Source organism: Cryobacterium sp., from assembly GCF_026786305.1.
Lineage (GTDB): Bacteria > Actinomycetota > Actinomycetes > Actinomycetales > Microbacteriaceae > Cryobacterium.
The window spans coordinates 60,833-74,375 of the sequence record NZ_JAJAYI010000081.1 but is presented as its reverse complement, the minus strand read 5'-3'; the positions used below and the strand labels follow the sequence as shown (position 1 = coordinate 74,375).

Here is a 13,543-nt window from a genome sequence, read left to right as displayed (position 1 = left end):
TGTCAACGAGCAGGGCGAGCACAATCTTGGCGAACAGATTGCTCTGCAGCGTCTCCGACGGTACGTCGGGGGTGAACATCCAACTCTGTAAGCGGATGCAGCCGGCTGGCGTTATTGCGTATTTCTTGCGGTCGGGCCCTCCGCCCGTTTCCTCACCGAGGGCAGTGATGAAGTCGTCGCGCATCATGCGGGCCAGGGTCGCATAGACCTGACCGAACGCGAGTGGCTTGCGGGAGCCGAAGAATTTATCGCAGCTGTGCTTGAGGTCGTAGCCGTAGCTCGGCTCGATGCTCAGTAGCCCCAGCAGTGTCAAAGAGTTGTCCACCCGCCCGACTAAGCACGCAATGTATAGTCAGTCAGGCTGCGGCATCCGCTTGGAGTCGGCGCACGACACAGAGCGGCGAGGAGGCTTTGGCTGGATAGCCGCTGCCGGCTCGCCGCCCTGTGGGACGGACGCTTGAATCTACGACTGCTGTGAGTTAGACACGCTCGAGGGCGTAGCCGTCTTCGCCGTGCACGCTCGTGTCGATTCCGGCCAGTTCGTCTTCGTTCTTGATGCGGAAGCCGATGGTCTTCTCAATAGCGAGGCCGAGTAGGTAGGCGACGACGAAGGAGTAAGCGAGAACCGAGAAGGCAGCGATGGCCTGCACGGTGAGCTGGCCGAGGCCGCCACCGGTGAACAACCCGGTGTCGATCGCGAAGAAGCCGAGGTACAGGGTACCGATGATGCCACCCACGAGGTGGATACCCACAACGTCGAGGGAGTCGTCGAAGCCGAGCTTGAACTTGAGTTCAACGGCGAGGGCGCAGACAGCACCGGCGACGGCACCGAGGAGGAGCGCCCAACCTGGCTCGAGGTTGGCACAGGACGGCGTGATCGCCACGAGACCTGCGACAGCACCGGATGCGGCACCCACAGAGGTAGCTTTGCCATCCTTGAACTTCTCGACGACCATCCAGCCGAGGATTGCTGCCGCGGTCGCGCCGAGGGTGTTGACGACGATGATGCCGACGTTGGCGAGGCCATTCAGCCACTCAGCGCCGGCGTTGAAGCCGAACCAGCCGAACCAGAGAATGGACGCGCCGATGAGCACGAGCGGCACGTTGTGCGGCTTGGTGATGCCCTTCTGAAATCCGACGCGCTTGCCGAGAACCAGGGCGAGGGCGAGGGCGGCGGCACCGGCGTTGATATGCACCGCGGTTCCACCGGCGTAGTCGATGACGCCGGGCAGGCCCAACGTTTCTCCGAGATTCATGATCCAGCCGCCACCCCACACCCATGCTGCGACGGGGAAGTAGACCAGGGTTGCCCAGATGCCCGCGAAGATCATCCACGAGCCGAACTTGGCCCGGTCGGCGACGGCGCCGCTGATGAGCGCGACGGTAATGATGGCGAAGGTTGCACCGTAGGTGGCACCAAGAAGATCGGTGCTGCCGGTCTCCCCCATCGCCATCGCACCCAGTCCGAAGTCAGAGAACGGATTGCCGGAGAAAGCCGTGACACTGCCGGCCACGCTCATGTTGTAGCCGTAGAGAATCCACAGGACGCTGATGAGGCCCAGTGCACCGAAGCTCATCATCATCATGCTGATGACGCTCTTGGCCTTGACCAGTCCTCCGTAGAAGAAGGCGACACCTGGCGTCATGAACAACACGAGTGCGGTGGCTGTCAGCCCCCATGCAATGCTTCCGGTATCCATAGATTGTCCTTACGCGTCTCGAATATGCTGAGTGTGCAAATGCTGGTGTGAGATAAGGAATACTGTGCGGAGCAAGGAGTAATTTCACAAACGGATCGTTCGCAGCTCCCTCCTCGGCTCGCATCAGTATTGCCGCTCGACGTTTCAACGAGCGCACCGGGGTGTTTCGCGCACGTTACATATCGAAAAGCCGGGTGCATCACAGCCTGATCACTCAGAAGGCATCGCGTACGTACTCGTCGGGTGCGGTTTGGACAGGCCCTTCCTGAACTCGACCCGGTTGCCCAGCATGAGCGCGAGTTCGAGTCCGGATGCTCCGGCTTTCATGCGTACGACCGTGCCGCTGGCGAAGTCGGGCACGGGTCGAACTCGGCCCGATCGGCAATCGCGCCCGATCTGCCCAGTTGCCTCCCGCCCGGTAAGTCAATTGGGCGAAAGCATTCCGGGAGTCGGTTTCAGACGCCGGCGGCGAATGCTTCCGGCAGGCAACAGCTCGGGACGGAATGTTAAATGCGTGTTTCCGTGCCCGAGTTCGGTGCGATCAGTCTGCGTGCGGCGGCAACTCTCCCGTGGTGAGGGCGACCATACGCGACTGGGACCGCTGGTACTTCTTTCGGTACCCGCCGGCCATCATCTCGTCGTCAAATACCTCGTTGAGTGGGCGACCGCTCGCAACGATCGGAATTTCGGCGTCGTAGACCCGGTCGATGAACGCCACGAGGCGCAGGGCGTCCGACTGATCGGTCAGCAGAAAGACACCGCGCAAAGCAATGACCTCAACATCGCGAATCACCTTGACGTATTTCGAGGGATGCACGGTGCCGAGGTGACGAATCAGGGCTCCAAAGTCATCTTCGGTGACCTTCGAACCACGTGTGAGCAACGTGTTGACCAGGTGCTCACGCGCGTCGGGCTCGACCGCGACCGCCTGACCGGTGACATTGCGGCGGCGGTAGTCGAGGCCGTCGATGCGGAGCGTCTCAAAGTTGGCGCTCATTGCCGAGATCTCGCGCAGAAAGTCCTGCGCGGCGAACCGGCCCTCGCCGAGAGAGTTGGGCGGGGTGTTCGACGTGGCGGCGACCCGCGTACCGGTTGCGACCAGTTCGCCGAGCAGCCGGGTCATCACCATGGTGTCGCCCGGATCGTCGAGCTCGAACTCGTCGATGCAGATGAGCTTCGCGCTGCGCAGCTCCTTGATGGTCTCCTGGTAGCCGAGCGCCCCCACGAGGGCGGTGTACTCGATAAAGGTACCGAAATACTTGGGGCCGGTTGCGGCATGCCACAGGGCCGCGAGCAGGTGCGTCTTGCCCACACCGAAACCCCCGTCGAGGTAGATGCCGGGCAGGTCGTCCTTGGCCTGGCGTCGACGGGAGAAGAATCCGGCAGGCCGGGGATTGACGAATTCCTGAAGCTTCTCCACGGCCGCGACCTGGGACGGGTAGTCATGATCGGGCCGGTAGTTCTCGAAGGAGGCGTGTTCAAACTGGGGAGGCGGCACCAGTTCGGCCACGATTTCACGACCCGTGATACTCGGGGTACGATCTGCCAGTTGCGGAACTGTGTGGTGTGCCTGCTGATGGGCCTCTGGTGCCATGCTGAAACGCCCGTTCTCGTTCTTCTTGCTGCGAATGCGCTGGGTGCCGGCACCGCGTAGATTTATGGGGTGGGCACAGACAAGCCTAATCCGCGGTCAACCCGAATCCGTATGCATCCGCTGCCCACCTGGAGGTAACATGACCGCCCCGTTCGACACGACCGAGAAGTTTGCCGCCTACGCTAACCCCTCCAAACTGGTTTCCACCGACTGGCTGGCCGAACACCGCACGGATGCGGGAGTGGTCGTGGTCGAATCCGACGAAGACGTCTTGCTCTACGAAGTGGGCCACATCAGGGGCTCGGTCAAAATCGACTGGCACACCGACCTCAACGACAAAATCAACCGCGACTACATCGAGGGCGCCGCCTTCGCCGCGCTCATGAGCAGTAAGGGCATCGCCCGCGAGAGTACCGTCGTCATCTACGGCGACAAGAGCAACTGGTGGGCCGCATACGCCCTCTGGGTTTTCACCCTGTTCGGCCACGATGATGTTCGACTGCTCGACGGAGGCCGCACGAAGTGGCTCGCCGAGGGGCGCGACATGACAACGGATGCCTCCCCCGTGACACCCACGGATTACCCGGTGATCGAGCGTACTGATGCCCCGATTCGTGCTTTCAAAGCGGACGTTCTCGGGCATTTCGGCAACCCGCTCATCGACGTGCGCTCCGACGAGGAATACAGCGGCGCTCGCACGACGATGCCCGCCTACCCCGAGGAGGGCGCCCTCCGTGGCGGCCACATTCCAACGGCCGCGTCGGTGCCGTGGGCCCGCGCAGCGGCCACAGACTCCACCTTTAGGACGCGCGCTGAACTCGACGGCATCTACCGCGGCGAGGCGGGTTTGGCCGATGGCGATGACGTGATCGCGTATTGCCGCATCGGTGAGCGGTCGAGCCACACCTGGTTCGTGCTGACCCACCTGCTCGGCTTCGAGCATGTGCGCAACTACGACGGATCCTGGACTGAGTGGGGCAACGCCGTCGCGGTGCCGATCGTCGTCGGCACCGCACCCGGCGTCGCACCGGCGCCGCGTCGATGATCGCACTGCCTGCCCAACTGGCGGAGATCCAAGAGGACTTTCTCGCTCTCGAGCAGAAAGACCGCCTGCTCTTGCTGCTCGAGTTCGCCAACGATCTGCCTGAACTTCCGCAGGAATTTCAGGATCACCCCGATCTGCTCGAGCGCGTCGTCGAATGCCAGTCGCCCGTCTTCATCTTCGTTGACCTGGATGTCGGCGGCGCGTTCCATCTGCACGCGACGGCACCGCGCGAGTCGCCGACCACCCGCGGGTTTGCGTCTATCCTCGCCCAAGGTCTCGACGGCCTGAGCGCGGATCAGGTTTTGGCGGTTCCGGATGACTATCCGCAGTCGATCGGCCTGAGCGAGGCAGTGTCACCGCTGCGCCTGCGCGGCATGAGCGCCATGCTCGGCCGGGCCAAACGTCAGCTTCGGGAGCGCCTCGCCTGATGAGCGTTGGGCTAGCCGAGCCAGCCAGGCAGCGATTTCCGCGTTCCACCGGGTGGGGTCGTAGTTCCACAGTTTGGTGTGCCGCGCCTGCGTGAAAGCGACGAAGGTCACGATGTCGGGCCGCCGGTCGGCGAGCTTGCGCGACCCGGTGGCCGGTACGAAACCGTCATCATCGCTGTGCAGGAGCAGAATCGGCCGCTGGAGTTCGCGGGCGCGGGCGACGAAGTCCAGCCGACCGAAATTGATCGGGTGGGCCTGCCCGGTGAAGCGTGCGCCCCACCGAGACGCCATCAGTACCAGGGCGCCGCGTGCGATCGTCCGGGGAAGTCTGCGATCGATCGCTTGGGCGGCGACCACGTCGGCCCAGTCGATCACGGGAGATTCCAGTACGACACCCACGATCAGCCCGTGGTGTGCGCTTCGCGTCAGCGCTTGCAACACCACGGCACCGCCCATTGACCAGCCCATCAGCACGATGCTCGTGGCCCCGTGGTCGACGGCGTACTCAATCGCGGCCTCCACGTCGGGCCACTCCGTGTCTCCGAGACCGTACCGGCCGTCCGCACTGGCCGGCGCGTCTCCATCGTTTCGATACGAGATGAGCAACGACGTGTAGTCGGCCGCACGAAACACCGACACCGCCCGCAACGCCTCCTCCCGGCGTACGCCCCGGCCGTGCACCTGAATGACCCACTGGCCTGCGGCTACCGAGGTGCCCGCGGATGCTGCACTGCAGACTGGCGCTGCAGCATCCGCTGGAAAGAGCCAGGCCGGCGCCGCCCCGACGGGGGTGCAAATACTGACCTCGGTCCACTCCAGACCAAGATCGTCGGGGCTCGTGTAGAGCCAGCCGCTGAACCTGCCCCGGCGGGCGGCTTGGAGGTCGCCGTAGTCGATGCTGAGGATGCGCCGAGTGACGGTGGTCGCCGTGCGCGTCGTGATCTCACCGACCCGCGCATGGCCGGTGCCGGCGCTGAAAAAGAAGCTGTAGTCGCCCGGCAGTACTGAATCGCGGTGGCGTTGCAGGGTGACCGTACGGCGCGTTAGGTCAACCGCGACGACGCGGGTATCGTCGTCGCGCGTTGCCACTGGTGTGACGATAGTTTTGGCCATGACCGCCGCGAGCACACCGGCCGCACCGACGAGTGCCACAGCCCAGCCGGCTGCGACGATGCCGGTGACGCCCAGGATTGACGCCGGAATCGAGTTCCGAGAGGAGCACTGACGAGCGGCTTGACGCCTGCTTGGGGGCTGTGGGTCGTGCACGTGTACCTCCGACTGGTCGGCGTGCCTCACGGACAACACCCAGAAAAAACTCTAGTCTGCAGACGTGCCGGAAACACATCAATCGCTCCCCGCGGAGTTTGCCGCGGCATTGACCGCGATTCGTCGCGCCACGAGCCGGGCCGAATTAGTCGTCACCGAGATCACGGCGCCGGCCCAGCTCGCCCCGTATTCAATCGCCCTGGCGGCCAATATCAGACCAACACGGCACGGAAGCGACTCCGAGCTGGGCACCGGTCGGTTCATTCTGCTCTACGACCCGGACGAGCCCGAAGGCTGGAACGGAGCCTTTCGCGTGGTCTGTTTCGCGCAGGCTCCGCTCGAGGTCGAGATCGGGCTCGACCCTTTTCTGGCCGAGGTCACCTGGGCGTGGCTCGTTGATGCTCTGGACTCCCGCAAAGCGAAGTACATTGCGGCCTCCGGAACGGCGACTAAAATAATCTCGTCAGGCTTTGGCGAACTCGCCAAACAGGGAGATGGCGCGCAGATTGAGCTGCGTGCGTCGTGGACACCCCTGGATCACAATCTCACCGCCCACGTCGAGGGGTGGGGCGAGCTGCTCTGCATGCTTGCCGGACTCCCTCCCGCTGGGGAAGGAGTCAGCATGTTGTCAGCACGCCGAGCAGCCCGTGGCTGAATCGCCATCCAATCAGAGCGTCGTTGCGTCGCCCGTCGTGCAGCATCGGGTCATTGATACCCGCGAGGCCTATGTCGCCGCGACAGCCGCCCTGGCCGCCGGCAACGGGCCTGTCGGGGTTGACGCGGAGCGGGCATCGGGTTTCACCTACTCGCAACGCGCCTATCTGATTCAGATTTATCGTCGCGGCGCCGGAACGTTTCTGTTCGACCCGCCGCCGATCGGCGACTTCAGAGAGCTGAACGATGCCCTCGCCGACGTGGAATGGATTCTGCACGCCGCCAGCCAGGACCTCGCCTGCCTTCGGGAGGTCGGGCTCGACCCGGCACGCATCTTCGACACGGAGTTGGCCGCCCGGCTGCTGGGCATTCCGCGGGTTGGCCTCGGCACCGTGGTGGAAGGCCTGCTCGGTATCCACCTCGCGAAGGAGCACTCCGCAGCGAACTGGTCCACCCGGCCACTGCCCGAATCCTGGTTGGTCTACGCCGCCCTCGACGTCGAGCTGCTGCCCGACCTGCGTGACCGCATGGTCGACCTGCTCGTGGAATCCGGCAAGACCGATATTGCCGACCAGGAATTCGCTGCGACCCTCGCCAAGGAAGCCAAAGCGGCCCGCGTCGACCCGTGGCGGCGGCTGTCGGGCATCCACTCGCTGAGCGGCCAACGTAATCTGGCCGTCGCCCGCGAATTGTGGTTGGCTCGCGACGATTTCGCCCGTGAGGTCGATGTGTCCCCCGGACGGCTCGTTCCCGACGCCTCACTGCTCGCCGCCGCCCGCGTTCTTCCCGCGACCCGCCAGGCCCTCTCCGACCTGCGTGAGTTCAACGGACGGGCGAGCCGCAACGAACTCGACCGCTGGTGGGCCGCCATTCAGCGCGGTCGAGCGACCGCCGACCTGCCCGCGCTCAAGGCGAGCAATGACACCCTGCCGCCGCCCCGGGCTTGGGCCGACCGCAATCCGGAAGCCGACGTTCGTTACAAGGCGGCACGGGCGGCGCTCCAAACCGTCACGGACGAACGGGAGATTCCGCTCGAGAATCTGCTGACTCCGGACTACCTGCGTCGGGTGGCCTGGTCACCGCCAGAGCCGGCGGATGCGGCATCCGTGGGGGAAGCCCTGGCCGATTTAGGGGCGCGACGCTGGCAAATTGATGTGACCGCACAATTAATAGCGGATGCTTTTGTAGAAGTTCCACAAACCGCTGACCCGGTGTCTGATCTGGAGTCGTAGAAACCGGCAAACGATTCGGGGGGCTTTTTGCGCCACCCTAGGATCGGATCAGACCTAACAGACCGATTCTGGTCTGAGTGAATCACCTACGGGAGGCATTGTGGCCGAGAGAGCAGAAGTCGTTTTTGTGGACGGAGTTCGAACCCCGTTCGGACGCGCCGGCGAAAAGGGCATGTACTGGAACACCCGAGCCGATGACCTCGTGGTCAAGGCGATTATCGGGCTGATGGAACGCAACGCGGGGGTGCCGCCGGAACGTATCGACGACGTCGCGATCGCGGCCACGACCCAGACTGGCGACCAGGGTTTGACCCTGGGGCGCACGGCCGCCCTGCTGGCGGGTCTGCCGAAATCGGTTCCCGGTTTCGCGATTGACCGAATGTGCGCCGGGGCCATGACGGCGGTCACCTCAATGGGGTCATCGATCGGTTTCGGTGCCTACGACCTTGCCATCGCCGGCGGCGTTGAGCACATGGGCCGCCACCCGATGGGCTTCGGGGCCGACCCGAACCCGCGGTTCCTCTCCGAGCGGCTGGTCAGCGAAGACGCCCTCAACATGGGCGCGACCGCCGAACGCATTCACGATCGGTTCCCGTCGTACACCAAGGAACGCTCCGACCGGTTCGCCCTGCGCAGCCAGCAGAAGGTGGCCGCGGCATATGACGCCGGAAATATTCAGCCCGACTTGATTTCAGTTGCCACGCGCAGCGAATCCGGCTGGGGCCTCGCGACCCGCGACGAAGCACCCCGCCCCGAGACCACAATGGAGGGGCTGAGCACCCTGCGCACCCCGTTCCGCTCGCACGGCCGCGTCACGGCCGGCAACGCTTCCGGCCTCAACGACGGCGCCTCCGCCTGCCTGCTTGCCAGCGGCGCCACGGCCAAGGAACTCGGCCTCGGCGTGAAAATGATCATGACGAGCTTTGCTTTCGCCGGAGTGGAGCCGGAGGTCATGGGCCTTGGCCCGGTGCCCTCCACCGAGAAGGCGTTGCGCAAGGCGGGCCTGTCCATCACCGACATCGGCCTGTTCGAGCTCAACGAAGCATTCGCCGTGCAGGTCATCTCCTTTCTCGACCACTTCGGTATCGATGACGACGACCCCCGCGTGAACGAATACGGTGGAGCGATCGCGGTGGGGCATCCGCTCGCCTCGTCGGGCGTGCGCCTGATGAACCAGCTCGCCCACCAGTTCGAGTCGCACCCCGAGGTGCGCTACGGCCTCACCGCCATGTGTATCGGCCTCGGCCAGGGCGGCACGGTGATTTGGGAAAACCCGCACTTCAACAAGAAGGCAGCCAAGCGATGAGCACCACCGACTACAACTCCCTCGATTTCAGTTCCCTCGTTGCGATCTCCGGCGATGAGATCGTTACACACTCCTTCGTGCGCGACGTGCCGCTGAGTGCTGGCCGCACCCTGGCCCTGGTCACCCTCGACAACGGGCGGGACCACACCCGGCCGAATACGCTCGGCCCGGTCACCCTGCTCGAGTTCGCCGCTACCATGGAAAAGCTGACCACTCGGGCCGGGCGCGGCGAGATCCACGGTGTCGCCGTCACCGGCAAGCCGTTCATTCTGGCTGCCGGGGCCGATCTCAGCAAGGTCGCCGAGATCCCCTCGCTGGAAGCGGGAAAACTGCTCAGCCAGCTCGGCCACCACGCACTCGGCAAGCTCGACACGCTCGGCGTGCCGTCGTTCGTATTCATCAACGGGCTCGCGCTCGGTGGCGGGCTCGAAATCGGCTTGAACGCCGGGTACCGCACGGTCGACGCGGCCGTGCCCGCGATCGCGCTGCCCGAAGTCTTTCTCGGCCTGATTCCCGGCTGGGGCGGCTCGTACCTGCTGCCCAACCTGATCGGCATCGAAAACGCCCTCAAGGTCATCATCGAGAACCCGCTCAAGAACAACCGCACCCTCACCGGAGCGGATGCTCTTGAGCTCGGAATCGCCGATGTCATGTTCGACTCGGCGCGTTTCCTCGAAGACTCCATCGCATGGGCGGACGGTGTGATCGCCGGCAGCACGAAGGTATCCCGCCCGAACGCGCCCGGCAAGATCGAGCGTCTCGTCAAGTGGGATGTCGCCGTCGGCATCGCGCGCAAGATGCTGGTCAACCGCATCGGCGAGGTTGCGACGTCGCCGTACGTCGCACTCGACCTGCTGCAGGCAGCCAAGAGCGGCAGTCGTGCCGAAGGCTTCCAGCGTGAGGACGATGCCCTGGCCGGCCTCATCGCCGGCGACCAGTTGCAGGCCAGCATCTACGCCTTCAACCTCGTGCAGAAACGAGCCAAGCGGCCCGCGGGTGCGCCCGACAAGAAGCTGGCCCGCCCGATCACCAAGGTCGGTGTGATCGGCGCCGGCCTCATGGCCAGCCAGTTCGCACTCCTGTTCGTGCGTCGACTGCGGGTGCCGGTCGTCATCACCGACCTTGACCAGGCCCGCGTCGACAAGGGGGTGGCGTACATCCACGACGAGATCGCCGCCCTGCAGACCAAGAATCGCATCTCCCCCGACGAAGCCAACCGGCTGCGCGCGCTCGTCACCGGCACGACAGACAGGTCGTTGTTCTCCGACGCCGACTGGGTGATCGAGGCCGTCTTCGAGGAAATCGGCGTGAAGCAGTCCGTGTTCGCCGAAATCGAAAAGTTCATTTCCCCCGAGACCATCTTGGCCACGAACACCTCGTCGCTCTCGGTTGAGGAGATCGGGTCGAAGCTGGCCCACCCGGAACGCCTGCTCGGGTTCCACTTCTTCAACCCGGTCGCGGTCATGCCGCTCATCGAGGTGGTCAACACACCGCAGACCGACGAGATCACACTCGCCACGGCCATGGTCATTGCCGGCAAGCTGCGCAAGAACGCGGTGATCACCCGAGACACACCCGGCTTCGTAGTCAACCGGGTGCTTGCCAAACTGCTTGGCGAAGCGATGCACGCCGTCGATACCGGAACTCCGTTCGAGATCGTGGAAGCCGCTGTGGCGCCGTTCGGGTTGCCAATGACCCCGTTCGAGCTACTCGAGCTCGTCGGACTCACCGTGGGCGCTCACGTGCTCGACACACACCACGCGGCGTTCCCCGACCGATTCTTTGAGAGCGACAACCTGCACAAGCTCGCTGAGCACGGCAAGATTCTCGAACGCGACGCCAAGGGCCGCCGCACCGGCTTCGACAGGGGCGCGCTCAAGATCGTCGCCGGTGGTACCACGCCGATGACGGCGGAGCAGATTCTGCAGCGGGTCGAAGATGGCCTGGTCGACGAGATCAAGCGGATGCTCGATGACGACGTCGTGCACGCGGCCGAGGACATCGACCTCTGCATGATTCTCGGCGCCGGCTGGCCGTTCCAGATGGGCGGGATCACCCCGTACCTCGACCGGGTCGGCGCAAGCGAGCGGGTGTTCGGCGACACGTTCCACACGCCACCGATCCGCGGCATCGGCGTACAGCTGCCGGCGGTCACGCGCAGCTAGCACCCACCGGGCCGGTCTCCCCGCCCGGCCCACCTTATGAAAGCGGGCCCATGATCTATCATGGGCCCGCTTTCCGGGCCCGGGAGGCGGGTTAGTCGCGGCGGCTTACCCGGATAGCACCGGTGTCGGTGTGGTTGGAGGGCAGCGGCCGGGCGTTCGGAATCTTGCTGCCGAGCACCATGGCGACCACGTCGCGGGCTATCGCCTGCGGGGTCAGTCCGACCCGCTCAAGAATCTGGGCGCGGGTGCCGTGGCCGAGGAACTGGTCGGGCAGGCCGAGTTCGGTCACTGCCGTATCGACGCCGGCTTCGCGCAGGTCTTGGCGGATGCGGGTGCCGATTCCACCCACCCGGATACCGTCCTCGATCGTGACGACGATGCGGTGCGCGGCCGCGAGGGCGACGATGCTGCGCGGGACCGGTACGACCCAGCGCGGGTCGACGACCGTCGCCCCGATGCCCTGCGCCGCCAGCCGGTCGGCCACGTCAAGGCCCATCGCCGCCATTGGGCCGACGGTGACGATGAGTACGTCTTGCTGAGTCGCTTCCTGAAGAACGTCGACGCCGTCCTCGAGGCGACGAATGGCCTCGAACTCGAGCCCGACGCTGCCCTTGGGGAAGCGCAGCACGGTTGGCCCGTCGTCAGTGACGACGGCCTCGGCCAGTTCTTCGCGCAGGCGCACGGAGTCGCGCGGCGCGGCCAGACGAATGTTGGGCACGACCTGCAAAATGGCGAGGTCCCACATGCCGTGGTGGCTGGGGCCGTCAGGTCCGGTGACCCCGGCGCGGTCCAGCACGAAGGTGACGCCGGCCCGGTGCAGGGCGACGTCCATAAGCACCTGGTCGAAGGCCCGGTTGATGAACGTCGCATAGAGCGCGACGACGGGGTGCAGACCGCCGAAGGCGAGGCCGGCCGCGCTGGTCACCGCGTGCTGTTCTGCGATTCCCACGTCGTGCACGCGGGAGGGGAAACGTTCGGCCATCTTGTGCAGCCCGGTCGGGCGGAGCATGGCAGCGGTGATGGCCACGATGCGCTCATTCTCGATCGCCAGCCGCAACAGTTCGTCGGCAAAGACCGAGGTCCAGGATGCCGCGCCCGGCTCCTCGACGGATTCGCCGGTTTCCGGGTCGATCTGTCCGACCGCGTGGAACTGGTCGGCGACGTCTTGCACGGCGGGGTCGTAACCCTTGCCCTTTTGGGTGATGGCATGCACGATGACCGGCGCGCCGTAGCCCTTGGCCTGGGAGAGGGCCTCTTCCATCGCGTGCACGTCGTGCCCGTCGATGGGGCCGATGTATTTGATGTCGAGGTTGGAGTACAGGGCCTCATTGTTGGTGACCCGGGCGAGGAAGCCGTGCATGCCACCACGCACACCACGCCAGACGGCCCGACCGGGCGCACCGAGGCGATCGAAAACGTCCTTGCTCGTGAGGTAGGCATCCCGGTAGCTGGCCCGGGTACGGATGGTATTGAGAAAGCGCGCCATGCCGCCGATGGTCGGCGCATAGGACCGACCGTTGTCGTTGACCACGATGATGAGCTTGCGCGTATTGTCATCGCTGATGTTGTTGAGCGCTTCCCAGGTCATTCCGCCGGTGAGTGCTCCGTCGCCGACGACGGCGACAACGTGCCGGTCGTTCTGGCCCGTCATCTCGTAGGCTCGCGAGATGCCATCGGCCCACGACAGTGAGCTGGAGGCGTGCGAACTCTCGACGATGTCGTGCTCGGACTCGGAGCGCTGTGGGTAGCCGGCGAGCCCGTCGAACTGTCGGAGCTTGCTGAAATCCTGGCGTCCGGTCAGCAGCTTGTGCACGTAGGACTGGTGGCCGGTGTCGAAGACGATCGCGTCGGTCGGAGAGTGAAAGACCCGGTGGATGGCAATGGTCAGTTCGACGACGCCGAGGTTCGGCCCGAGGTGCCCACCGGTCTTGGAAACCTCCCGCACGAGAAAGGAACGGATCTCGGCGGCCAGCTGGGGCAGCTGTTCTTTCGAGAGACCATCGAGGTCCCGGGGACCGTGAATCGTCTCTAGAAGGATCATCCGTCACACCTTTCACGTAGCTGTTCATCAAGACTGTTCCGCAAGCACACCGGCGCGTAGTCCCGAATGAATCGAGTCTACGCGCCGGTGTCGTACTGGTGGAGCGAGGCGC

At 64.7% G+C, this 13,543-nt stretch carries 12 protein-coding genes; 6 read left to right on the top strand and 6 right to left on the bottom strand.

Annotated features, from left to right (window positions below; genetic code table 11):
• The 4 genes from LH475_RS10430 to zapE all read right to left on the bottom strand — a co-directional run.
• Positions 1 to 325: PadR family transcriptional regulator (locus LH475_RS10430; protein WP_297413841.1), on the bottom strand; the 325-nt coding region annotated here is incomplete at its 3' end.
• Positions 326 to 479: 154 nt separating this feature from the next.
• The gene (locus LH475_RS10425; protein WP_196843898.1) at positions 480 to 1,700 is read right to left on the bottom strand and encodes an ammonium transporter; all 1,221 of its coding nucleotides are present in this window, start codon (positions 1,698 to 1,700) and stop codon (positions 480 to 482) included.
• 210 nt (positions 1,701 to 1,910) lie between these two features.
• On the bottom strand, positions 1,911 to 2,060 hold the full coding sequence (locus LH475_RS10420; RefSeq protein ID WP_196843899.1) for an ammonium transporter: 150 nt from the start codon (positions 2,058 to 2,060) through the stop codon (positions 1,911 to 1,913).
• 181 nt (positions 2,061 to 2,241) lie between these two features.
• Positions 2,242 to 3,294, bottom strand: a complete 1,053-nt coding sequence (gene zapE / locus LH475_RS10415; RefSeq protein WP_196843900.1) for a cell division protein ZapE — start codon at positions 3,292 to 3,294, stop codon at positions 2,242 to 2,244.
• A 139-nt stretch (positions 3,295 to 3,433) separates the two neighbouring features.
• Between zapE and LH475_RS10410 the strand changes: the two genes are divergently transcribed.
• Together LH475_RS10410 and LH475_RS10405 are read left to right on the top strand one after the other, a co-directional pair.
• Positions 3,434 to 4,339, top strand: a complete 906-nt coding sequence (locus tag LH475_RS10410) for a sulfurtransferase (RefSeq protein ID WP_196843901.1) — start codon at positions 3,434 to 3,436, stop codon at positions 4,337 to 4,339.
• A complete protein-coding gene (locus LH475_RS10405) occupies positions 4,336 to 4,767 on the top strand; it encodes a SufE family protein (RefSeq protein WP_196843902.1) in 432 nt (143 codons plus the stop codon). The genes LH475_RS10410 and LH475_RS10405 overlap by 4 nt, the downstream gene beginning before the upstream one ends.
• On the opposite strand, the gene LH475_RS10400 is transcribed toward LH475_RS10405, so the two are convergent.
• Positions 4,693 to 6,063 carry an alpha/beta fold hydrolase gene (locus LH475_RS10400; protein WP_297413838.1) on the bottom strand — a complete coding sequence of 457 codons (1,371 nt, stop codon included), beginning with the start codon at positions 6,061 to 6,063 and terminating at the stop codon, positions 4,693 to 4,695. The genes LH475_RS10405 and LH475_RS10400 overlap by 75 nt on opposite strands.
• Before the next feature lie 34 nt (positions 6,064 to 6,097).
• On the opposite strand from LH475_RS10400, the gene LH475_RS10395 reads away from it, so the two are divergent.
• The 4 genes from LH475_RS10395 to LH475_RS10380 all read left to right on the top strand — a co-directional run bounded on the left by LH475_RS10395 (position 6,098) and on the right by LH475_RS10380 (position 11,390).
• Positions 6,098 to 6,688, top strand: a complete 591-nt coding sequence (locus LH475_RS10395) for a DUF3000 domain-containing protein (protein WP_196843903.1) — start codon at positions 6,098 to 6,100, stop codon at positions 6,686 to 6,688.
• Positions 6,681 to 7,919: an HRDC domain-containing protein gene (locus LH475_RS10390; protein ID WP_196843904.1), complete on the top strand. Its 1,239-nt coding sequence runs from the start codon at positions 6,681 to 6,683 to the stop codon at positions 7,917 to 7,919. Before LH475_RS10395 ends, LH475_RS10390 begins: the two co-directional genes overlap by 8 nt.
• Before the next feature lie 100 nt (positions 7,920 to 8,019).
• Positions 8,020 to 9,225 carry a thiolase family protein gene (locus tag LH475_RS10385; protein ID WP_196843905.1) on the top strand — a complete coding sequence of 402 codons (1,206 nt, stop codon included), beginning with the start codon at positions 8,020 to 8,022 and terminating at the stop codon, positions 9,223 to 9,225.
• A complete protein-coding gene (locus LH475_RS10380) occupies positions 9,222 to 11,390 on the top strand; it encodes a 3-hydroxyacyl-CoA dehydrogenase NAD-binding domain-containing protein (protein ID WP_196843906.1) in 2,169 nt (722 codons plus the stop codon). The genes LH475_RS10385 and LH475_RS10380 overlap by 4 nt, the downstream gene beginning before the upstream one ends.
• A 91-nt stretch (positions 11,391 to 11,481) precedes the next feature.
• Here the strand turns inward: LH475_RS10380 and dxs are convergent, their stop codons facing one another.
• Positions 11,482 to 13,431 carry a 1-deoxy-D-xylulose-5-phosphate synthase gene (dxs, locus tag LH475_RS10375; RefSeq protein WP_196843907.1) on the bottom strand — a complete coding sequence of 650 codons (1,950 nt, stop codon included), beginning with the start codon at positions 13,429 to 13,431 and terminating at the stop codon, positions 11,482 to 11,484.
• Positions 13,432 to 13,543: the final 112 nt, after the last annotated feature.

Bases quoted from the DNA above. Each gene is read 5' to 3' on its own strand.
- LH475_RS10425 (WP_196843898.1), bottom strand. From the start codon at position 1,700: ATGGATACCGGAAGCATTGCATGGGGGCTGACAGCCACCGCACTCGTG.
- zapE (WP_196843900.1), bottom strand. From the start codon at position 3,294: ATGGCACCAGAGGCCCATCAGCAGGCACACCACACAGTTCCGCAACTG.
- LH475_RS10410 (WP_196843901.1), top strand. From the start codon at position 3,434: ATGACCGCCCCGTTCGACACGACCGAGAAGTTTGCCGCCTACGCTAAC.
- LH475_RS10405 (WP_196843902.1), top strand. From the start codon at position 4,336: ATGATCGCACTGCCTGCCCAACTGGCGGAGATCCAAGAGGACTTTCTC.
- LH475_RS10380 (WP_196843906.1), top strand. From the start codon at position 9,222: ATGAGCACCACCGACTACAACTCCCTCGATTTCAGTTCCCTCGTTGCG.
- dxs (WP_196843907.1), bottom strand. From the start codon at position 13,431: ATGATCCTTCTAGAGACGATTCACGGTCCCCGGGACCTCGATGGTCTC.